Below are 18,966 nucleotides of genomic sequence, written 5' to 3'. Positions count from 1 at the left end.
TTACTCCTCTTCTTCTCCATCTCTTATCCAACAGACAGTACTTATATGAAATATACACCCGTAAAAGAAAGCGTCATAACATCTGACAATCTTGTCCTGCACTATCTTGTGCGGGAGCCAAAAATTAAATCTTCAAAGACCAAAGCTATTGTTCTGTTACACGGTGTAGGCAGCGATGAGCAGGATCTGTTCAGCCTTGCAGACCACTTACCTGCAGATTTCATTGTTATTTCAGCCCGTGGCCCATTTTCCGTGGGTCCTGAGAGGTTTGCCTGGTACAACGTGGATTTTTCAACAGGCAAACCTCTCATCAATGCAGCGCAGGAACTATCCAGCAGAGAAGTCATCAGGGAGTTTCTAGCGCAGATCAAACAAAAGTACAGTCTTCAGGAAGTTTATCTTGGTGGATTCAGCCAGGGGGCCATCATGAGTTACAGTATAGGGTTGACCCATCCGAAGGAGGTGGACGGAGTTATAGCCTTTAGCGGAAGGGTTCTGGAGAACATTCAGTCCATAGTGACTAAGAACGAAGAACTGCACCGCTTGAAGGTATTTGTTGCCCACGGGGTTCAGGATGGGACGTTGCCTGTTCACTACGCAAGACAAGCAAAAGCGTTCCTTCAGAACCTGGGTGTGGCCTTAACTTATCACGAATATAACATGGGACATCAGATTAACAGTGGGGTATTAATGGACCTGGAAGCGTGGCTTAAGGGTGAGTAGTTGCTAAGAAAAGGGAAAGGGTCTAAAACAAAAAATCACTTCATAACAAAATAACCTATCCGTTAGCACTGAGTACTGTCATGAACAGTGCCGTCAGACAATATGTTGACGATGTGAAAGCCTCAGACGTCCCCAGTATATAAGAGAGCTACTGATCCTTGCCATTAAGCCCGCTCTTGATTCAAAATCCAACACAATTTTAATAATCACCCTGAATCTACTCCTGCTTTTAAGGATGTAGTACAGGGCCAATAAAATAACAAATTTTCTTTATGACAAACGAAGTTCAAAAAGCAATAATTACCGGCGCAAGCAACGGCATCGGACGATTCCTTACTGAAAAGCTGCTTAACGAAGGCATTCATGTTATCGCCGTAACCCGCTCCGGTAAAATTGAGAATTACAGTCACCCCAACCTTACCGTTGTACAGGGAGATATTAGTGATGAGGCGAGTATCAACAAGGCTATCGAGCAAATCGGGGAAGTATCCAACCAGATAGATTATCTGATAAACAATGCAGGTGTAGGTCCCGATTTGGGAGACGAAGTACCAACAGCAGACCATCTGAAGACATCATTTTCTGTTAATACGACCGGCACCGTGTTATTTACCGAAGGTGTGCTGAACTATCTAAAAGACGGCGCTCATATTGTGTTTCTTTCTACCGCTATGGCACTTATCCGCAATGCAGGCCCAAACGGCCCGGCCTACAGAATGTCCAAAGCTGCCATCAACATGTATGCAGTTATACTTGCGCAAAGGTTAGCGGAAAAAAGTATCAGGGTAACCCCACTGCACCCGGGATGGGTACAGACCAGAATGGGTGGCGAGAACGCTCCGGTTACAGTTGAACAGTCTGTCACTGGTATTTATAAGGCGCTAACCGAAAACACTGAAAGCGGAAAGTTCTGGAACATCGAAGTGGGCGGTTTAGAGGAGTATTGATGAAAAATCAGCAGTCAGCACAGCTTGTGCTGACTGCATTATGTCAGGACGGGTGCTTCGAAGGGACTGTTTCCCACCCCGGCGCAGGATGATCTCACGGTAGAGTACTTGACCTTCATCCGCAGCAAGTGGCCAATCCTTCCTGAAGAGTCCTCTTCCTTCACAGACGCTCCGACAGCCAATCTTCTCACACAAAACAGAATTAGAAGCAAAAGTATAATGGCAAATACAAAAGAAAAAAAACATAAAAAGGAAGGTACAGCGACAGAGTTCTCAAAGGAGACTTACCTGCGCTGGTACGAGATGATGCAGTTAATGCGTAGGTTCGAAGAGAAAACAGGGCAGCTATACGGTCAACAAAAAATAAAAGGCTTTTGCCATTTGTATATTGGCCAGGAGGCCTGTGCAGCCGGTGCTATCACTGCATTGAACAAGGACGACAAGTGGATAACCGCTTATCGTTGCCACGCACATCCACTTGGGTTAGGTACTTCGCCCGGAGCGGTTATGGCTGAGATGTTTGCCAAAGCTACCGGAAGCTCCAAAGGCAAAGGTGGCTCGATGCACATTTTTGATAAGAACGTAAACTTTGTGGGTGGTCACGGTATTGTGGGCGCTCAGATTCCATTGGGCGCAGGTTTAGCGTTTGCCGAAAAATACAACAAAACCAAAAACCTATGCATCTGCTACATGGGCGATGGTGCCGTACGCCAGGGTGCGTTGCACGAAACGTTCAATATGGCCATGACCTGGAAACTCCCGGTAATATTTGTAATAGAGAATAACGGCTACGCGATGGGTACCTCCGTACAGCGTACGTCTAATGTAACTGATCTTTACACCTTAGGTGAGGCGTATGACATGCCTTCTGAGCCTGTAAACGGCATGAGCGTGGAGGATGTGCATGAGGCGGTAGCAAGAGCTGCTGAGCGTGCGCGTGCCGGCGAAGGACCAACCCTGCTGGAGTTCAGAACTTACCGCTACAAAGGCCACTCCATGTCCGACCCAGCCAAGTACAGAACAAAAGAGGAATTAGCAACTTATCGGGACCAGGACCCAGTTGGAATGGTACGTTATACTCTCTTGGAGAACGATTATGCAACAGGAGCTGACTTAGATGCTATTGATGCAAAAATCAAAGACCAGATAACCGAAGCGGTTAAATTTGCTGAGGAATCTCCTTATCCAGCTCCTGAAGAGCTTTATGAAGACGTTTATGTACAGGAAGATTATCCGTATGTGCAAGACTAACTTATGAAGTCACTGTCTCATTCTTTAAGTTCCTGCCCCAGAAACGGCCATTTTAATAGAAGCTATCTCATAAATAAAAAGTACAACTTTTGATAAAGAATGAATGTGCTGGTAGCCCCCTGGAGCTATAAGTCGTACCTATAAGCCTTGGATGAATTTTAAAACTGGAAAAGAATTATGAACAGAACAGCCTTAGTGGTGGGGGTAAGCGGGATCACGGGTAGCAACCTGGCAGAAGAACTGGTAAAGCAGGGGTGGACTACCTATGGCCTGGCTCGAAATCCTCATGTGAGCATAGATGGTTTACGGCCAGTTGCAGCAGATCTGCTCAACCCTGAAAGCTTGTCATCTGCCCTTGCCGATGTTGCGCCCACGCACGTGTTTTTCACCAGTTGGATGCGGATGGAGTCGGAGGCAGAAAACATTAGGGTGAATGCAGCTATGGTTCGTAACCTGCTGGATGCCTTGACTCCGAAGCATTCTGTGCAGCATGTGGCCTTGGTAACAGGACTGAAGCACTACCTGGGTCCTTTCGAAGCTTATGCTAAAGAAGGATTTCTGCCTGAAACGCCCTTGCGCGAGGAGCAGCCCCGGCTGGATATAGAGAACTTTTATTATGCCCAGGAAGATGAGGTGTATGCCGCTGCCGCCCGTGATGGCTTTACCTGGAGCATTCATCGCCCGCACACGGTTATTGGCAAGGCAGTAGGCAACCAGATGAACCTGGGAACCACCCTGGCCGTTTACGCCTCCATTTGCAGGGAAACGAAGCGACCGTTCCGATGGCCAGGCTCAGAGGCGCAATGGAACGGCCTATCGGATGTGACTGACGTACGGGTGCTGGCCAAGCATTTGATATGGGCAGCAACCACGGAAGCAGCCCGTAATGAAGCGTTCAATGTAGTCAACGGAGAATACTTTCGCTGGAAATGGCTGTGGAAGCGCCTGGCCGGTTGGTTCGGTGTGGAGCCTGTTGGCTTTGACGGCACCGTTCATCCCCTGGAGGACCAAATGGCCCAGGATGGTCCGTTGTGGCATGAGATTGCCGGGCGGTACAGCTTGGCAGAACCTGATCTGAACCGATTGGCTTCACCCTGGCACACTGATCTGGACCTGGGACGTCCGATTGAGGTGATGACCGATATGTCCAAGAGCCGCAAGCTGGGCTTCCTGGTATACCAAAGAACCGACGAGTCGTTTTTCGACCTGTTCACGCAACTGCGCAAAGACCGCTTGATTCCGTGACACTCTTTGTCTTTTCTTGATGCAGGTTGACAGCAACCGTCCCGGAAAGTGTGGGAATGTTTAGATTGTGGAACCTGCCTGCAGCCTGTAATGTGTCTCATTTTGCCTTCTTGCAAATCATACTAATGATTTGTTTTAAGAGATGGGTAAGTGAGACGTTGTAGATATCATGAAAAGGGTGTTCATTGGCTAAGTGATGGATTCACCTAAAGGCAAACAGTAGGGGATGGCACAAAAGGAATCAGGCAAATAACCCAAGCTTTACCCCCTCCAGAAAAACAAAAATTGGCCAAAACGGGAAGGGCTAAATTTACAGGTGGCGGTTTTAGTGTCCGAATAGTGTCCGAAGCAAATGAAAAAAGGGCCTCAGCTGCTGCTGAGGCCCTTTCGTGTAGCCCGTAGGGGAATCGAACCCCTGTTACCAGAATGAAAATCTGGCGTCCTAACCCCTAGACGAACGGGCCTTGTTGCTGTATTGCGATGCAAAGATACGGCCTGATTTATATTGTGCAAACGGTTGAGTAAAATAATTGCACTGTGGTCATAGATATGATTGATAATCAGGTTGAAAATTTTTATGCTGCAGATTGTTCGCTTTACATTAACTAATAAGTGTATGATCCGTTAAAACAAGCATTCTTTTATAACCCATGACGTATAGCAAAAATGGCGAAGAATTTACATTATGAAGGGCTAAAACCAGAGGCCTTTGATCAATTTAAAAGCAAGCTACAGGCCTATGGTATTGACCTGAGCGAAAACAGCGGAAGCTTTAAAGAAAAAGGAGTGTCCGGAAAATACAACTACAACCCAGAAACGGAAGAACTGGAGTTGAATGATCTGAGCATTGGCTTTCCGGCGAGTATGATGCTGAACATCGATACCCTCGCGAGCCGCCTGACGGAGACGGTGGTGCAGCATGGTGGCAGGCCGAAGCAGGGAGTGGCGTAGCTTTTTGCGCCAGCATCACGTATATAAAAATATAAATTTTTGACTTTAGAAACATACTAAGAAACTATGGAAGACAACAATTCAAAAAACCAGAATAGCAATAACTCTAATAACAACAGCTCAGGTAACAAAGACAACAGTAACAAAAAGCAGGGGCAGCAAGAGGAAAGTGTATTAACGCTCCTGCAACCGCACGACATGTCTAAAACAGTGGAATCTGCGTTGCATGTGTTCCAGGGCCGTACAGAGAAGCTTCCTGAGTTGATGCAGGATCTCGGGCAGATCATCATGAAAGCTTCCCGTAGGTTCACTACCACGCAGTTAGTTGTAGCTGCAGGCGCTTTAACAATTGGTGCTGTTCTGTTAACAAAGTACGGACCTATTGGTGATGATATTGATTTAGATTAGAGGGATTTATATCAAACTAATTTTTAAAAAGCCCCTGGCACGCGACGTGCCAGGGGCTTTTTCCTTTTATGGAAAATGCTATAGCAAACTGGCACATGATTTGATTAAGCTGCATCTATATAGGTACCAACTATATTTCCGTTATCATTAGAATTTAAAGAAAAAGAAATGAGAAAGATAAATCTGATAGTCCTGCTGCTTTTTGCGATGACGATGCTGCAGGCGCAGGCGCAGCAACAGCCATTGCCGCCACTCGTTAATGTGTCCGGAGTAGGAGAGGTAAAGGTGCAGCCAACGGAGGTGGTGGTAAACCTAGGCGTGGAGACACGGGAGAAGACCCTTGATGCTGCGCGTTCTGAAACAGATAAAAAGGCAGCAGCCATTATCAACTACCTGAAAAAGCAGGGTGTAGATGCGAAGGATATTCAAACGTCCTATGTAACGCTCCAGCCCATGCATAACGGCGGGGAGTACGGTAGAACAACACCGGACTTTTATTTAGCGCAGAAAAACATGACCGTTACGATTAAAATACTTAACAGGTTTGATGAGATACTATCGGGGATATATAACGTTGGAGCTAATCATGTACATGGTATCAATTTTCAGGTAACAGACCTTGAAAAGTACAAGGCCGAAGCCCGGAAAAAAGCCGTAGCGGATGCGAAACAGAAAGCTAGCGCCCTTACGGCTGAGTTGGATGCAAAAATAGGTCGTGTATATGCCATTAATGAAGGAGGAAGTGGCGGTGGCCCAAGACCAATGTATAAATCCGCTATGATGGAGTCAGCTGCTTATGATGGCGCCGGAGGGCCTTCCATCGCAGGCGGTGAGGTAGTGGTAACGGCTAATGTGGATGTTAGCTTTATTATAGAATAATTCGCATTTAGCATTAAATACCAGAAGATGCGGCTGCAAATATTTGCAGCCGCATCTTCTGTTTGAGCTTCCTTGATTATGGCTTCTGGTAGTGTTTCATTTCTTTAAAATTGTTTTCTTCATCGAGCAGGAAGCTGAGCGGCTGCCTTGGGTTCTTTAGAATCTCCTGTTCCCGAATGTTCCAGGGCTTTAGCATCTCTTCCAACATATGGGCGTAGGCCAGCATTTCCCAAGGGTTGAAGATCTCATTGGTGATGTCGTCAATCAGCGTGTCAAGCACCAGGTGGTCATCCTCCGGCTTCACTGGGCGCACAAAATACTCCGGCACTACATTAAATATGTAGGCGGCATAAAATACGCGTGCTTTAAATTCGGCCAGCTGAATGGGGTGCAAAGCTTTTCCCTGTGTGAGCTGGTATAACCTGCCCATTGCTGAACGGATGATGCCATTGTCTAAAAGGGTGCAGACAACCGCGACTGTGCCTATCTTAATGCTGAAAGACATGGTGGTGAGTTCATCCTGGTACTCAAATGGAAGCTCGTCTTCAGCTGGGTCTATTTCTAAGAGGAACAACGAACAAGGCAGGAAATCAGAAAATACCATGGGTACCCGCAACGATTGCAGCACCTGGAAGAAAGCTCTGAACTTGCCTAGCATCAGCGGGTCTTCGCTTACCGCATATTGCGGCATAATGAGCGGACTTGTTTCTTTGATAAGTTCAGTGACAAGGGTGCCATAGTACATTTTGCCAATCCACTGGAAAAGTTCCTGTGCTTCCAATGCTCTCATGCCTTCTATACCCTTTGCTGCTGCCTCTTCTACTTTTGCTTCCAGCGGTAACAGGTAATGTGTATGGCAGCGGTCACAGCAGGGGATGGTGAGTTGATCAAAGGTTGTGACGCTTTTATCCAGTAGCAAAAGTTCTTTGTTTTTTAGACCGTATTTTTGTTGAAGCCATTCAGCGAAAACAGGTGTGCGGTGGTCGGGCGTGATAATGGTGCCGCAGAGGAAGCAGTTTTTATCAGAAAACTGCATTTTCTCGAACGGGTCGTATAGTGTCAGGTCAATCATGGGGTTGTATCTGTTCTGGCCACAAAGATAACAAGAGGAGCATCGAGTTCCGAATGTATGTACAGGTACTGCGACATTAGTGGGTATAATATGTTAAACAGGCTTTGTGGCAGAAGAGCAGCAAGCATGAGGGAGAAGATTTTTTCTTCAGGCCCAGCAGCCGTTGATTTACTTATGTAATAACTGTGTCAGGAGAGAAGTGAAGAGAAAGGGTACAAAAAAACAGCAAGCCTGTAAGCCGGGTTCTGTTCCCGATAAATCGGGATCTTATCATTTATCTAGGCCTGCACTCGCGCACAGGCTCCATCGACCTACCCACTGACATCGGACGAGCAGCCCTTAGCCCCGCCGAAGCGAGGCACTGTCAGCCTATTTGGTCTTTCAACTCCTAAGGTTTACCCAGCCGGACTGGTCACCCAGCCGCTGGTGCGCTCTTACCGCACCTTTTCACCCTTACCAGCATTGCTGCTGGCGGTTATTTTCTGTGGCACTGGCTGTATCCCGGTTACCCGGAACCCTTCCCGTTAGGAAGTAGGATGCTCTGCGTTGCCCGGACTTTCCTCTCCCCCCAAAGGGGCAGCGATAAGATGGCTTGCTGTTATGCTTTTTGTACTGTCTGTACTGCAAAGCTAACACATTTATCAGTTAAAAAGTTTGGATGTTAAAAAGTTAGAAAGTTAAAATTCTAGACTTGAAGTGTAACCCTCAGTCAGGCAAAAGCAGTAAACCTTAACTCTCTAACTCTCTAACTCTCTAACTCTCTAACTCTCTAACTCTCTAACTCTCTAACTCTCTAACTGGTAAAACTATTTCAGTTTTACCAAAGTGGCTCCGTAGCCGAATTTCTCTTTTCGGGCGTCTTCGAAAAACTTAATGCCGGGTGTGCGGCTGAGAACTTTTTGAAGCTCCTTGCGAAGCACCCCGTTGCCAGCACCATGTATAAACACAATCTCGTGCATATTGGCAGCTAAGGCCCTGTCCAAGCTGTCCTGGAAGTGTTCCAGTTGCAGCTTGAGCATAGCGCTATTACTCATGCCACTGTGGTCTTCTACCAGCTTCTCGATATGCAGATCTACCTCATGGTCCGGTGCCTGCAGCTTAAAATTTTCATGCTTGGCAGTTGCATCAATCAGTTGCTCCGTAATTTTATCTGTATCGACGGCAACAGGCTTCTGGTCGAGCTGGAACAGATAAGCTTCCTTATTCAGCACAGGCGCGGTTTTCTTGCTCTTGTAAAAGGAGTTGGCTCTGAACTGCACCTTTTTCGTGACAGGTTCATACACAGTGGGGCTGCCGTTGCGGTGTTGTATGAATTGCACCAGCAGGCCGGGCCATTTCTCAAAATCCTTCAGATGGTAATGGGTGATGACACGGGTTGTCTTCGGTGCCAGTTTATCGTTCTGAAGACCACGGTATTTATTCTCACGTTCTTCGCCGGAGGTAAACAGCACATCGTGGTCTAAATTGTTGATGATGGTAACAGCTAACAGTTCTTCTGACTGGTGCACCAGGGCCAGGTAAATTCCCTGTGCTGCCAGAACAGGTGCTGAAGTTTCTCTTTTGGCAACTGGCTTTATCTCCGGGTCATTCTTAAGGTATGTTGCCTCCTCCTTTGCAATGACCACCACCTCCCGCCGGGCAACAGGTATGGTAAAGTCGTTGTCGATGGCTACTTCTACTATGTTATTATCTAATATGCGGGTAATGATGCCTTCCTCACGGCCAGACATCAGGCGCACGCGGTCTCCTACGTTCATGTTCTTGTTGTTCGTTTATTCTTGTTCGTTCATTGCAGCGCAAGGATGTATTGCGGTAGCAGACGAATTATATACATGCAAAGGTACGGATTTATCGAGTCCCGTGCCGTGGGTTCGGGGAATGTGTAAATTTACTCTTGGTTCAGAATATCAAAGCCAGAAAAATCAAAAGTACAGCGCGTGCATCCTGAAACCATTTTTTCGGTTGTACTCCAGGGCAGGAGCAGGTATTTTGATAATGCTGAGCACATATAAAGCAGTATTCAGGAATTTACTTGGGCCTTTAAAGTGCATCAGGTTTAGGTCAGGGCTTAAGTAGTACTGCCGGTGTGCATCAAAACCGCTGGCACTGTTGGCGCCTTCCGGGTTATACACTATCTCCTCTGCACCGTAGCCTACGGCTATATTCAGCCACTTCGGGTATTTTGTTTCCTGCTTCAGAAAGGCACCCATATCCACAGAAAGCCAGTATGTTTGCCCGTTATAGTCTTTCAGGGCCTGTTCTGCCAGGCTGTTTCCCAACACATTGGGGCGTACAGCAGCAAACCGGGTGGTATGGAAGGAGTATTTAGGCATGAGGCGCACCTCGCCCCAGGCCAGTTCCTGTGCTACTACAGCGGCAGAGCCTGCTGTGTTGGCAATCAAATCTCCTGCAGAGGCGCCATACTCCGGCTGGTAGCCATCAAAAACCTCGATGGGGGTTTGCAGGACAATGCCTGTAAGTCCTCCGAGGAGAATCGCTTTTTTCTCCGGCACCCCTGCCCAGCGCAGCATGTCTATGCCCGCACGGCTTTCTTGGAAAGCACCCCAGAAATGCCCCGCCTTGTCTACCTGCTTCCATTGGCTGTTGTCGTTAAAAAAGTGAAAGCTTGTACGCTCTCCTGAATACCAGGAGTTGTTCAGCGACACTAGCATGGCAGTATAACCCGCGGCAAAGGTGGCGCCCATGGCAATCAGCCGGGAAGTATTGGCGGTGGTGGTGTCCGGTTTTACCTGGGCTATAGCTAGGTTTTGCCTGCTCAGTAGGAGCAGGGCGAGTAGGAGCGCAAACAGTGGTTTCCGGAGCATCAGCTCAAAGATACAGAATTGATTCCTTACCCTGCGGCCAAAGCAATAGCCTTTTTATAAGCCGCAATGGCTCTGTCGCGGGCCATGCTGTGGACTACCATGGGTTCCGGGTAAGCTGAGGTTCCAAATTCTGGCACCCAGCGCCTGATGTAGGTGTGGGCCTTGTCAAATTTTTTAACCTGGTTATCAGGGTTAAAGATGCGGAAATAGGGTTGGGCATCAGCGCCTGTGCCTGCTGCCCATTGCCAGTTGCCCACATTGCTTGCTTGCTCATAATCCAGGAGCTTTTCTGCAAAGTAGGCTTCTCCCCAGCGCCAGTCTATGAGCAGGTCTTTCACCAGAAAACTAGCCACTACCATTCTGACCCGGTTGTGCATAAAGCCGGTACTGTTCAGTTCGCGCATACCAGCATCTACTAAAGGAAATCCTGTTTTGCCTTCGCACCACCGCTGAAAGTTCTCTTCATTGTTGCGCCAGGCAATGTGCCTGAATTTAGGAGCGAAGCTTTCCTGGGCAGACGTCGGGAAGTGAAAGAGCAGCTGCATGAAAAACTCACGCCAAATGAGCTCCTGCAGCCAGGTATCAGAGTGCTGTAGCGCTAACAGAACGGCTTCGCGAACACTTACCGTCCCAAACCGCAGGTGCGGGCTCAAGCGTGTGGTGGCATCGAGGGCAGGTAGATTGCGGGTATCCTCGTAACGGTGCAATACCTCCTCGGCCAGGTTAGGATCTGGTGTGGGTATGTCAGCAGGTTCAAAGCCCATTTGCTGGAGCGTTGGCAGTGGTGTTTTGTGGTGGGACAGGAGCTTATCGTGATGTTGCTCAGAGGGAAAAGGCGCTGCCATTTTTTCTTTAAAGGCTTTCTTCCAGGTCTTTTTGTAGGGGGTATACACTTTGTAAGGCGTACCACTTAAAGACAATATTTCGCTGCGCTCAAAAATAACGGAATCCTTAAAACGTATGAAATCAAGGCTTGGCTCTTTTAGAAGCGCCTTTACCTCCTCATCGCGCTCTCGTGCGTAAGGCTCGTAATCACGGTTTGTATAGATACCTTCCACCTCATACTCCAGCAGCAACTCCTTTATCACTTCTGTGGGTTTCCCATACCGTACAAGCAGGGTGCTGCCTTCTTTTTCCAGCTGCTTCTTCAGGTTTGTTATGGATTGATAAATAAAGTCTACCCGGGCATCACGGCGGTTGCTGAGCTTGTCTAATATTTCGGTATCAAAAATAAAAATGGGTAGTACTTGTTTTCCGGTTTCAAGAGCATGGTACAAGCCTGCATTATCGTGCAGGCGGAGGTCGCGACGGAACCAGAAGAGCAGCATCTGATGGGAGGTATGATAGGTTAGAAATTAATTATGGAATAAATTTAAATAAGTTTCACCGAACTCATGCCGCCGTCTACGTGCAGCACCTGGCCTGTCATCCAACTTGAATCATCTGATAAAAGAAAGATGGCGGCCTGTGCCATATCCTGTGGCTGACCTACTCTGCCTAGCGGGTGGCGCTTTCCGGCTGCTTCCTTTTTATCGGAGGTGCTAAGCAGGGAAGAGGCAAGCGGGGTGTCTGTAAGTGAAGGAGCCACAGCATTATAGCGAATTTGTGCAGAGGCATACTCTGCGGCCAGCGCAACGGTTAATCCTTCTATAGCTGCCTTTGCGGTGGCGATGGAAGCATGGTAAGGCATGCCGAGTTGCGCTGCCACCGTGCTGAATAATACAACGCTGGCTCCCTCTGCTTTTTTAAGTAAGGGTATAACTGCCCTTAGCACCTGCACGGCACCCAGCACATTCAGCTCAAAATCGTTTCTGAAATCTGCTATTTGCAGGCGCTCAAAAGGCTTCAGCTTTATAGTACCAGGGCAGTAAACCAAACCATGCAGTACATCCGGGAGCTGTGCCGTAAGATTGCTGTCGAGTTCCATGACATCTAATACGATGTGCTGCAGGCCTGCACTTTCAGCTTCTTCAGCATTCTTTCGGGATGCCGTTATCACGTTTGCACCTTTTTCTTTCAGTTGGCGGGCTGTTTCGAGACCAATACCGGAGGTTCCTCCAATAACCAGTATGTTTTTATCTTTGAATGTCATGATTTGCTGGATTTCTTTTGAACAAGCTTTAGTTCAGTCTTAACCCGCCGATGGAGTAATTGTTATCTCAATATATCCATAACCCTATAAAATATATTTCTCGTAGCTACAGGATTGTATCCTAATGCATTTTTGCGAATGATGATAGAGAGCCTCGTTTCATGAGATAAGAAAGGCATGAAAGCGGGTGCTGCATAAAAAAATTATTGTACTAGAGGTACTTGTGAGTACGCGTGGTTAAAGATAAAATTATTGGATGGGAATAGTGAAGAAGCAGACGGCGGAGAAAATATCCGATGAGGAGCTGGACATAGCCACAGCTGCTACAGAATTATTCTTTAAGCAGAGACCGGAGCTCGAAGCGCAATACGGTAAAGCAGGCCGCACTGCGAGTCTGCAGGGTGTGCGTGACCATCTGGCACACCTGTCTGAAGCAATACTTGCCTCCAGCCAGGCTTTGTTCAAAAACTACGTTGCATGGGCACAGGAAAAACTGGCAGCACGAAATATACCAGCCAGTGACCTGGCTGTAAACCTGAACTGCGTGAAAGAAATTCTGGCGCAGCGCCTGCCAATAGAAAATTATGTGATTGCAGCTAAATACATGAACAGTGCTCTGCTGCAACTGGAAAAGAAGGTGACGCGGCAGTCTTCTTACCTGGAGGAGGATGCGCCGCTGAGCAGCCTGGCCTCACAGTACATGAATCTCCTGCTGGAAGGGGACCGTGGTGCGGCAAGTAAGCTTATTTTGGACGAAGTGGATGCGGGTACCTCTGTAAAGGCTATTTATATGCATGTGTTCCAGCCGGTGCAGTATGAGATAGGGCGTTTGTGGCAGCAGGACAAGCTTACCATAGCCCAGGAGCATTATTGCTCCGCAGCTACGCAACTCATCATGTCGCAGCTTTACTATAAAGTTGTGGGTTCAGAGAAAAACCACCATAAAGTGGTAGCTGCCTGTGTCGAAGGCGACATGCATGAAATCGGCATCCGGATGGTGTCAGATTTTCTGGAGATGGAAGGTTGGCATACATATTATCTGGGAGCAAATATGCCTAAAAGCAGCATCATCAAAACACTGCACGAGCAAAAGCCTGATCTGTTGCTTCTGTCTGCCACCATGACGTATCACTTACACGCCATTACGGAGCTTATCACGGCTATGCACACTGATCCTGACCTACAGCATATAAAGGTTATGGTAGGAGGACATCCATTTAACATTGCACCAGGCCTTTGGAAAGAGATAGGAGCAGACGGCTATGCTAATGACGCTTCAGACGCTTTAGAACAGGCCAACAGGCTAGTTTCAGAAGCTTCCGGTACAGCTTGATGCCATTTTTTGCCGTGTACTGCTGCTGCACGCTTCTCAGCACCTTGCCGCCTGCTATACAAAATTAAACTTCATCAGCTCATTTTCCCTCATTTAAGGAAATCAGCAACCTTTTTACCTTATATCAGTTCTAAAGTATAGATTTGGAATTATGCTGCATGCATACTATATTTGAGTAAATGAGATGTAAGGAAGAAGGATAGGGGATTAATCATCCTCATAATCAAGGCCCATCATTTTGTTGTATGCCTGCTGCAGTTCAGAGAAAGCATGAAGGTTGCCCTCTTGCCGGCTAATCTTCATTCCTTTTTTGTAAGTCTGTTCTGCTACATCGTTCTGCCCTAACTCCTCGTATAGCTTAGCAGCGTGGTAATAGGTGCCGACATAGTTCTCATGTTCTGCCAGCAGCCGCTCATAATAATTGAGCGCTTTTTCCTTATCAGCCTGGCGGTACTCAGTGGCAATGGCATACAATGTAAAAGGGTCGTTTGGGTCGTCTTCAAGAAACTTGAAGAGCTGTTCCAGTCTGTTTTCGTTCATTTCGGATTGACTATATTTTAATTAACTTCGCACAAATCTAAATTTAAAAAGCTAACATTTCTAACCATGAAAATATTAGTTTGCATTAGTAACGTACCGGATACTACATCCAAAATCAATTTCACAGCTGACAACAAGGAGTTTGACAAAACTGGCGTGCAGTATGTGATAAATCCATGGGATGAGTATGCGCTGACAAGAGCCATTGAGCTGAAAGAAGCAAAAGGTGGCACTGTAACAGTATTAAACGTAGGAGAGGCCGATTCAGAGCCCAACATTCGCAAAGCTCTCGCTATTGGCGCAGACGATGCCATACGTGTAAATGCCTACCCGAAAGATTCTTTTTTTGTTGCGCAGCAGATTGCAGCCGTAGCGAAAGAGAACAGCTATGATGTTATCCTGATGGGGAAGGAGTCCATTGACTTCAACGGTTCTCAGGTGCACAACATGGTGGGGGAGCTGCTGGGCATACCCGCAGTGGTGCCCGCCTTTAAGCTTGACCTGCTGGACGACAGCACGGCCCGGCTGGAGCGTGAAATTGAAGGAGGGAAAGAGGTGGTAGAGGTGAAGCTGCCCTTTATAGCAAGCGCACAACAGCCTATGTCTGAGCCCCGTATCCCGAATATGCGCGGTATTATGACGGCACGCACCAAACCTCTTAAAGTAGTGGAGCCAACAGGCGCCGACACCAAAGTGGACTACGTAAATTACAGCAAGCCTGAGAAAAAAGGCGGGGTGAAGATGATTGATCCTGAGAATGCTGGAGAATTAATAAAATTATTGAGAAACGAAGCTAAAGTACTATAAGATATGTCTGTATTAGTATTTGTAGAAGGTCTTAACGGAGAGGTCAAGAAGTCCTCGCTGGAGGCTGCAACCTATGGTAGCCAGGTGGCACAGCAACTGGGTACTACTGTCACTGCCGTTGCTATCGGCGAGGTGAAGGAAGATGCCCTGGCCCGGCTGGGCGAGCAGGGGATCAGTAAAGTATTGTATGACGGTGATGAGCGCCTGAGCCAGTTTGTAGCGAACGCTTATGTAAAGGTAATTGCCAAAGCGGTGGAGCAGGAAAATGCCAGAGTGCTGGTTTTTTCTAATTCTAATATCGGGGCTGCCATCGGTGCCAAGCTGGCCGTGCGGTTAAACGGATCGCTGGCCACCAACGTAACAGCACTTCCAAAAATAGAGGGAGACAGCTTTACTGTAACGCGCGGGGTGTTCTCAGGCAAAGCACTTGCCGATGTGGCGCTAACCGCTGACCCGAAAATAATCGCCATTAAGAAAAACTCCATCGACATTACATCCGGGGGAGGTACCGCAACCGTAGAAAACATTTCTGCTGAATTAACGGATGCTGATTTCTCAGAGAAGCCGAAAGAAACGGTGATGCAGGAGACAGACGGTGTGCTGCTGCCAGAGGCAGCGATTGTGGTTTCCGGTGGCCGCGGCATGAAAGGCCCTGAGAACTGGCACCTTATAGAGGATCTGGCCAAAGAGCTGGGTGCTGCTACGGCCTGTTCCAAGCCTGTGTCTGACATGGACTGGAGACCGCATCATGAGCACGTGGGCCAGACAGGTATTACCGTGAGCCCTAACCTTTACATTGCCATTGGTATTTCTGGTGCCATACAACACCTGGCAGGGGTTAACTCTTCTAAAGTAATTGTCGTTATTAATAAGGATCCTGAAGCGCCCTTCTTTAAAGCCGCAGATTACGGCATAGTAGGCGACGCGTTTGAGGTTGTTCCGAAATTAATAGAAGCCGCCAAGGCTTTAGACAAATAGAATAATATAAACTGTGGAGAAAATTCAGTTAGAGATACTTGGTCTCTCATCAAGCCAGTCACAGACGGGCTCATTTGCACTTGTACTTGGGGAAAAAGAGGGAAACAGGAGGTTGCCTATCATCATAGGTATGTTTGAGGCGCAGTCTATCGCTATTCAGATTGAGAAGATAAACCCGAACCGCCCGCTCACGCACGACCTGTTCAAAACCTTTGCCGAGCAGATGGATGTCACCATCACAGAGATTCTGATATCTGATTTGAAGGAAGGGGTTTTTTACTCCAAGATCATGTGCACGGATGGTACAAAGGAGTTTGAGCTGGATTCACGTCCTTCGGATGCTATTGCCATCGGGCTTCGCTTCGGAGTGCCGATTTATACTGTAGAGAGTGTGCTGTCGGAGGCAGGGATTATTTTGAGCGACCTGGAAGAGGACGAAGATGAAAGCGATGAGTTGACTGTGAAAAGCACCTCGTCTTCCACGTCATCGAGCTCCAGTTCCAAAGAGCCCCTTAATCAAACATCTGTGGATGAGTTGAATAAGATGTTAAACGAGGCCCTCGAGAAAGAGGATTATGAACGGGCCGCCAAGATACGAGACGAGCTGAACAAGCGAAACTGATTTTATATAAAGTATTAGATGAAAAAGTCCTGGACCTGCATGGTCCGGGACTTTTTGTTTTATGAGTTATAAGGCTTACTTTTGGCAAATTTTGGCCCTCAGCATGTACGATATTATTAGAGGAGTTATCGGTTTAGCTCTCTTATTAGCCATTGCTTTCCTATTCTCAAAACAAAAGAAACGCATTGATTGGAAGCTGGTAGGCTTTGGTGTTTTTCTTCAGATACTTTTCGGGGTTTTGGTGACACAGGTGCCCCTGGTGGCAGATGGCTTTGCGATTGTTAGCCGCGGTTTCGTTACTTTTCTTGACTTCTCTCAGGCTGGTGCCGAATTCCTGTTCGGTAACCTTGCCAATCCTGCAGAAAATGGCGGCTTGGGTTATATCTTCGCTTTTAATGTACTCCCTACGATCATCTTTTTCTCCACTGTCTCCTCCGGGCTGTACTACCTGGGTATTTTACAAAAGATAGTATGGGGTATTGCCTGGGTTATGTCCAAAGGTATGCGGCTTTCAGGGGCTGAGAGCTTGTCTGCTGCCGGGAATATCTTTTTGGGGCAGACGGAGGCGCCGTTGCTTGTTCGGCCTTTTATCAGCGTTATGACGCGCTCTGAGCTGATGTGCCTGATGACTGGTGGTATGGCTACCCTTGCGGGTGGAGTACTGGCGGCGTATGTCGCTTTTTTGGGTGGGGATGATCCTGCTCAGAAGGCTATTTTTGCGGCGCACCTGCTCACAGCCTCTATCATGAATGCACCGGCAGGTATTGTACTGGCTAAAATCCTGGTGCCCGAGACTGAGCCGGAAAAGATTACCACTAAGCTGGAGGTAAACGAAGAGCAGTTAGGTGTAAACCTAGTGGATGCCCTCTCCCGTGGAGCCGCTGACGGTTTAAGGCTTGCTGCGAACGTGGGAGGTATGTTGCTGGCCTTTATAGCCGTTATTGCACTTGTCAACTACCTGCTAACCGATCTAGTTGGTGACTGGACCGGGCTGAATGAATGGGTGGTAGCGAGCACAAATGGCAGCTTTCAAGGCTTCTCACTTCAGTATATTCTGGGCCAGATTTTCAGGATCTTCGCCTTTATTATGGGCGTGCCATGGGCTGATACCTTACAGGTCGGAAGCTTGCTTGGCCAGAAAACGGCTATTAATGAGTTTGTGGCTTACCTGGACCTGGCTGAAATGAAGGCTGCCGGCACTTTATCACCAAAGGCAATTGTGATGTCTACCTACGCGCTTTGTGGCTTCTCTAACTTTAGTTCTATTGCTATACAAATTGGTGGTATCGGAAGTATGGCACCAAGCCAGCAGGGCAACCTGTCTAAACTTGGCTTTCTTGCTTTACTAGGCGCTTCCTTAGCCTGTATGATGACAGCAACTGTGTCAGGCATGCTTTACGCTATATAAATAACTACACTCCAAGTAAAAGGGCTCCCACATTGATAGCGGGAGCCCTTTTACTTGGAGTGTATCAAAAGATATGACACATGATATTGTTAGCGGTTGCTTTCTGTTTCTTCCTCTTCGTCCTCTATTTTTTTAGCATCGCGCATTAGGCGGTTCGAGAAGATAAACTCATTCAACTCCTTTACATCTGTATCAAGGATAGCGTCGCGGGTGCCTTCCCATAGCTTTTTGCCTTTATAGAGAAAGAATATTTTATCTCCGATTTCAATTACAGAGTTCATGTCATGGGTTACAATAATGGTGGTGATGCCATACTCCTCTGTGATTTCCTTTATAAGTTCATCTATTTTTAAAGCTGTTAAGGGATCCAGGCCAGAGTTGGGCTCATCGCAAAACAGATAGGTACAGTGTGGGGCAATAGCCCGGGCTATACCTACTCTCTTTTTCATACCCCCACTTAGTTCTGATGGCATTTTCTTGTTTGCACCCTCCAGGCCAACGCGCTTTAAAACTGTATTTACCCGATCTATGCGCTCATCTTTTTCCATATCTCCCAGCATTTTCAGCGGGAACTCGATGTTCTTCTCCACCGTCATTGAGTCGAAAAGAGCAGAGCTCTGGAAGAGCATGCCTATCTTGCGGCGAATTTCCTGCTTAATACCGAGTTTATTATTAGTGAAGTAAGTGCCGTCAAAAGTAACGCTGCCAATATCCGGCTTCACCAACCCCACAATGCATTTCAGCAGTACACTTTTACCTGTGCCGCTGGCGCCAAGCAACAGGTTTGTTTTACCTGTCTCGAAAACACCGCTAATGCCATCCAGTACTTTTACACCATTAAAGGATTTATGTATGTTATGTATTTCTATCATCGTAATATGTGCT

Annotated in this window: 19 protein-coding genes, 1 tRNA gene and 1 other RNA gene; 12 read left to right on the top strand and 9 right to left on the bottom strand. The window is 47.4% G+C overall.

All coding sequences use genetic code 11. The features are described 5' to 3' along the window. The first annotated feature begins 45 nt into the window (after positions 1–45). The 4 genes from DXT99_RS04785 (at position 46) to DXT99_RS04770 (ending at position 4,166) form a co-directional block, all read left to right on the top strand. Positions 46–723 (top strand): alpha/beta hydrolase, encoded by a 678-nt coding sequence (locus DXT99_RS04785; protein ID WP_115564462.1) that lies wholly within the window; start codon positions 46–48, stop codon positions 721–723. A 272-nt stretch (positions 724–995) separates the two neighbouring features. After that, complete coding sequence (locus tag DXT99_RS04780) at positions 996–1,670, top strand: SDR family NAD(P)-dependent oxidoreductase (RefSeq protein WP_115564375.1); 675 nt, start codon at positions 996–998, stop codon at positions 1,668–1,670. 219 nt (positions 1,671–1,889) lie between these two features. After that, on the top strand, positions 1,890–2,921 hold the full coding sequence (gene pdhA, locus DXT99_RS04775) for a pyruvate dehydrogenase (acetyl-transferring) E1 component subunit alpha (RefSeq protein ID WP_115564374.1): 1,032 nt from the start codon (positions 1,890–1,892) through the stop codon (positions 2,919–2,921). A 177-nt stretch (positions 2,922–3,098) separates the two neighbouring features. After that, positions 3,099–4,166, top strand: coding sequence for an SDR family oxidoreductase (locus tag DXT99_RS04770; RefSeq protein ID WP_115564373.1), 1,068 nt, complete (start codon positions 3,099–3,101; stop codon positions 4,164–4,166). 392 nt (positions 4,167–4,558) lie between these two features. Here the strand turns inward: DXT99_RS04770 and DXT99_RS04765 are convergent. Beyond that, positions 4,559–4,630: transfer RNA gene (locus tag DXT99_RS04765), tRNA-Glu, on the bottom strand. 202 nt (positions 4,631–4,832) lie between these two features. Between DXT99_RS04765 and DXT99_RS04760 the strand changes: the two genes are divergently transcribed. The 3 genes from DXT99_RS04760 to DXT99_RS04750 all read left to right on the top strand — a co-directional run bounded on the left by DXT99_RS04760 (position 4,833) and on the right by DXT99_RS04750 (position 6,404). Next, entirely contained in the window at positions 4,833–5,117 is a 285-nt protein-coding gene (locus DXT99_RS04760; protein ID WP_115564372.1) for a hypothetical protein, read from the top strand. Positions 5,118–5,183: 66 nt separating this feature from the next. Continuing rightward, on the top strand, positions 5,184–5,525 hold the full coding sequence (locus DXT99_RS04755) for a hypothetical protein (protein ID WP_115564371.1): 342 nt from the start codon (positions 5,184–5,186) through the stop codon (positions 5,523–5,525). A 168-nt stretch (positions 5,526–5,693) separates the two neighbouring features. After that, complete coding sequence (locus tag DXT99_RS04750) at positions 5,694–6,404, top strand: SIMPL domain-containing protein (RefSeq protein WP_115564370.1); 711 nt, start codon at positions 5,694–5,696, stop codon at positions 6,402–6,404. Between the two features lie 76 nt (positions 6,405–6,480). Here DXT99_RS04750 and DXT99_RS04745 read toward each other — a convergent pair whose 3' ends face one another. The 6 genes from DXT99_RS04745 to DXT99_RS04720 form a co-directional block, all read right to left on the bottom strand. Continuing rightward, complete coding sequence (locus DXT99_RS04745) at positions 6,481–7,476, bottom strand: hypothetical protein (protein ID WP_115564369.1); 996 nt, start codon at positions 7,474–7,476, stop codon at positions 6,481–6,483. Between the two features lie 218 nt (positions 7,477–7,694). Beyond that, an RNA gene (rnpB, locus tag DXT99_RS04740) (RNase P RNA component class A) lies at positions 7,695–8,075 on the bottom strand. A gap of 207 nt (positions 8,076–8,282) precedes the next feature. Further along, complete coding sequence (locus tag DXT99_RS04735) at positions 8,283–9,233, bottom strand: Smr/MutS family protein (protein WP_115564368.1); 951 nt, start codon at positions 9,231–9,233, stop codon at positions 8,283–8,285. Between the two features lie 165 nt (positions 9,234–9,398). Further along, entirely contained in the window at positions 9,399–10,301 is a 903-nt protein-coding gene (locus DXT99_RS04730; protein WP_115564367.1) for a DUF2279 domain-containing protein, read from the bottom strand. Between the two features lie 26 nt (positions 10,302–10,327). Continuing rightward, positions 10,328–11,629 carry a cryptochrome/photolyase family protein gene (locus tag DXT99_RS04725; protein ID WP_115564366.1) on the bottom strand — a complete coding sequence of 434 codons (1,302 nt, stop codon included), beginning with the start codon at positions 11,627–11,629 and terminating at the stop codon, positions 10,328–10,330. A 44-nt stretch (positions 11,630–11,673) separates the two neighbouring features. Continuing rightward, positions 11,674–12,393 (bottom strand): SDR family NAD(P)-dependent oxidoreductase, encoded by a 720-nt coding sequence (locus DXT99_RS04720; RefSeq protein ID WP_115564365.1) that lies wholly within the window; start codon positions 12,391–12,393, stop codon positions 11,674–11,676. Positions 12,394–12,649: 256 nt separating this feature from the next. Between DXT99_RS04720 and DXT99_RS04715 the strand changes: the two genes are divergently transcribed. Further along, complete coding sequence (locus DXT99_RS04715; protein ID WP_115564364.1) at positions 12,650–13,726, top strand: cobalamin B12-binding domain-containing protein; 1,077 nt, start codon at positions 12,650–12,652, stop codon at positions 13,724–13,726. Positions 13,727–13,933: 207 nt separating this feature from the next. Here the strand turns inward: DXT99_RS04715 and DXT99_RS04710 are convergent, their stop codons facing one another. After that, positions 13,934–14,266 carry a tetratricopeptide repeat protein gene (locus DXT99_RS04710; RefSeq protein ID WP_115564363.1) on the bottom strand — a complete coding sequence of 111 codons (333 nt, stop codon included), beginning with the start codon at positions 14,264–14,266 and terminating at the stop codon, positions 13,934–13,936. Between the two features lie 66 nt (positions 14,267–14,332). Between DXT99_RS04710 and DXT99_RS04705 the strand changes: the two genes are divergently transcribed. The 4 genes from DXT99_RS04705 to DXT99_RS04690 all read left to right on the top strand — a co-directional run bounded on the left by DXT99_RS04705 (position 14,333) and on the right by DXT99_RS04690 (position 18,081). Next, the gene (locus tag DXT99_RS04705) at positions 14,333–15,073 is read left to right on the top strand and encodes an electron transfer flavoprotein subunit beta/FixA family protein (RefSeq protein WP_115564362.1); all 741 of its coding nucleotides are present in this window, start codon (positions 14,333–14,335) and stop codon (positions 15,071–15,073) included. A gap of 3 nt (positions 15,074–15,076) precedes the next feature. Then, the gene (locus DXT99_RS04700; protein WP_115564361.1) at positions 15,077–16,051 is read left to right on the top strand and encodes an electron transfer flavoprotein subunit alpha/FixB family protein; all 975 of its coding nucleotides are present in this window, start codon (positions 15,077–15,079) and stop codon (positions 16,049–16,051) included. A gap of 13 nt (positions 16,052–16,064) precedes the next feature. Then, positions 16,065–16,673, top strand: coding sequence for a bifunctional nuclease family protein (locus DXT99_RS04695; protein ID WP_115564360.1), 609 nt, complete (start codon positions 16,065–16,067; stop codon positions 16,671–16,673). Between the two features lie 103 nt (positions 16,674–16,776). Beyond that, a complete protein-coding gene (locus DXT99_RS04690; protein WP_115564461.1) occupies positions 16,777–18,081 on the top strand; it encodes a NupC/NupG family nucleoside CNT transporter in 1,305 nt (434 codons plus the stop codon). Between the two features lie 89 nt (positions 18,082–18,170). Here DXT99_RS04690 and DXT99_RS04685 read toward each other — a convergent pair whose 3' ends face one another. Continuing rightward, positions 18,171–18,953: an ABC transporter ATP-binding protein gene (locus DXT99_RS04685; protein WP_115564359.1), complete on the bottom strand. Its 783-nt coding sequence runs from the start codon at positions 18,951–18,953 to the stop codon at positions 18,171–18,173. Between the last annotated feature and the right edge of the window lie 13 nt (positions 18,954–18,966).

Origin of the sequence: Pontibacter diazotrophicus, assembly GCF_003367245.1 — a bacterium.
In the GTDB taxonomy this organism is placed as follows: domain Bacteria; phylum Bacteroidota; class Bacteroidia; order Cytophagales; family Hymenobacteraceae; genus Pontibacter; species Pontibacter diazotrophicus.
The sequence above is the reverse complement of the archived record's forward strand: the minus strand, read 5'-3'. Positions and strand labels throughout refer to the sequence as shown.

Bases quoted from the DNA above. Each gene is read 5' to 3' on its own strand.
- DXT99_RS04725 (WP_115564366.1), bottom strand. From the start codon at position 11,629: ATGCTGCTCTTCTGGTTCCGTCGCGACCTCCGCCTGCACGATAATGCA.
- DXT99_RS04770 (WP_115564373.1), top strand. From the start codon at position 3,099: ATGAACAGAACAGCCTTAGTGGTGGGGGTAAGCGGGATCACGGGTAGC.
- DXT99_RS04715 (WP_115564364.1), top strand. From the start codon at position 12,650: ATGGGAATAGTGAAGAAGCAGACGGCGGAGAAAATATCCGATGAGGAG.
- DXT99_RS04745 (WP_115564369.1), bottom strand. From the start codon at position 7,476: ATGATTGACCTGACACTATACGACCCGTTCGAGAAAATGCAGTTTTCT.
- DXT99_RS04750 (WP_115564370.1), top strand. From the start codon at position 5,694: ATGAGAAAGATAAATCTGATAGTCCTGCTGCTTTTTGCGATGACGATG.
- DXT99_RS04685 (WP_115564359.1), bottom strand. From the start codon at position 18,953: ATGATAGAAATACATAACATACATAAATCCTTTAATGGTGTAAAAGTA.
- DXT99_RS04760 (WP_115564372.1), top strand. From the start codon at position 4,833: ATGGCGAAGAATTTACATTATGAAGGGCTAAAACCAGAGGCCTTTGAT.
- DXT99_RS04730 (WP_115564367.1), bottom strand. From the start codon at position 10,301: ATGCTCCGGAAACCACTGTTTGCGCTCCTACTCGCCCTGCTCCTACTG.
- DXT99_RS04700 (WP_115564361.1), top strand. From the start codon at position 15,077: ATGTCTGTATTAGTATTTGTAGAAGGTCTTAACGGAGAGGTCAAGAAG.
- DXT99_RS04710 (WP_115564363.1), bottom strand. From the start codon at position 14,266: ATGAACGAAAACAGACTGGAACAGCTCTTCAAGTTTCTTGAAGACGAC.
- DXT99_RS04705 (WP_115564362.1), top strand. From the start codon at position 14,333: ATGAAAATATTAGTTTGCATTAGTAACGTACCGGATACTACATCCAAA.
- DXT99_RS04780 (WP_115564375.1), top strand. From the start codon at position 996: ATGACAAACGAAGTTCAAAAAGCAATAATTACCGGCGCAAGCAACGGC.
- DXT99_RS04755 (WP_115564371.1), top strand. From the start codon at position 5,184: ATGGAAGACAACAATTCAAAAAACCAGAATAGCAATAACTCTAATAAC.
- DXT99_RS04720 (WP_115564365.1), bottom strand. From the start codon at position 12,393: ATGACATTCAAAGATAAAAACATACTGGTTATTGGAGGAACCTCCGGT.
- DXT99_RS04735 (WP_115564368.1), bottom strand. From the start codon at position 9,233: ATGAACGTAGGAGACCGCGTGCGCCTGATGTCTGGCCGTGAGGAAGGC.
- DXT99_RS04785 (WP_115564462.1), top strand. From the start codon at position 46: ATGAAATATACACCCGTAAAAGAAAGCGTCATAACATCTGACAATCTT.
- pdhA (WP_115564374.1), top strand. From the start codon at position 1,890: ATGGCAAATACAAAAGAAAAAAAACATAAAAAGGAAGGTACAGCGACA.
- DXT99_RS04690 (WP_115564461.1), top strand. From the start codon at position 16,777: ATGTACGATATTATTAGAGGAGTTATCGGTTTAGCTCTCTTATTAGCC.